The following is a 1,051-nucleotide window of genomic DNA, read 5'->3' on the forward strand; positions in this document are numbered from 1 at the left end:
TGTTGCCGGGGGGGTCTTCGTGGATGGTGACGGCGGCTTGGGTGATGTGGGGGTGGGTGGTGAGGGTGGTTTCGATTTCGGCGGGTTCGATGCGGAAGCCGCGGATTTTGACTTGGTTGTCGGTGCGGCCGAGGTAGTCGATGGTGCCGTGGGGGGTCCAGCGGGCGAGGTCGCCGGTGCGGTACATGCGGGTGCCGGGGGTGCCGTGGGGGTCGGCGGTGAAGCGTTCGGCGGTGAGGTCGGGGCGGTGGAGGTAGCCGCGGGCGAGGCCGGTGCCGGAGATGTAGAGCTCGCCGGGGGTGCCGGGTGGGGTGGGTTGGAGGTGGTTGTCGAGGATGCGGAGGGTGGTGCCGGTGATGGGGCGGCCGATGTGGGGGGTGGTGCCGGGGGGTCCGTCGGCGGTGCCGGCGGCGGAGTAGATGGTGGTTTCGGTGGGGCCGTAGCCGTTGGTGAGGTCCCAGGCGGTGTCGCGTACGGCGTCGGCGAGGGGGGCGGGGATGGGTTCGCCGCCCATGAGGACGTGGAGTCCGGCGAGGGCGTGGGGTTCTTCGGTGGTGAGGGTTTGGCAGAAGGTGGGGGTGGCTTGGAGGAAGGTGGCGCCGGTGTGGTCGATGAGGTGGGTGAGTTGTTTGGGGTCGAGGAGGGTTTCGCGGGGGACGAGGATGAGGCGGGCGCCGGTGAGGAGGGGGAGGAAGATCTCGATGTTGGAGATGTCGAAGCCGAAGGTGGTCAGGGCCAGGACGCGTGCGCTGGGGGTGATCTCGAAGCGTTGGGCCATGTCGGCGAGGACGTTCTCCAGGGCGCCGCGGGTGACGGCCACGCCCTTGGGGCGGCCGGTGGAGCCGGAGGTGTAGAGGGTGTAGGCCAGGTTGTCCGCCGTGGTGGCGGGCGGCTGCCACTCCCCCTCGTCCGGCTCCGGCAACCGATCCACCACGATCGGCTCGATGTCGCTGGTCGGGAGTTGGTTGAGGAGGTCGTGGGTGGTGATGAGGAGGTGGGTGCGGGTGTCGGTGAGGATGTGGGTGGCGCGTTCGGTGGGGAGGTCGGGGTC

Annotated in this window: 1 protein-coding gene; it reads right to left on the reverse strand. The window is 69.9% G+C overall.

Annotated features, from left to right (window positions below; translation table 11 throughout):
• Positions 1-1,051, reverse strand: a 1,051-nt coding sequence (locus tag ACIQGZ_RS29585) for an amino acid adenylation domain-containing protein (RefSeq protein ID WP_402607826.1), incomplete at both ends; no start/stop codon positions are given.

The organism is Streptomyces sp. NPDC092296, from assembly GCF_044755465.1.
Lineage (GTDB): Bacteria > Actinomycetota > Actinomycetes > Streptomycetales > Streptomycetaceae > Peterkaempfera.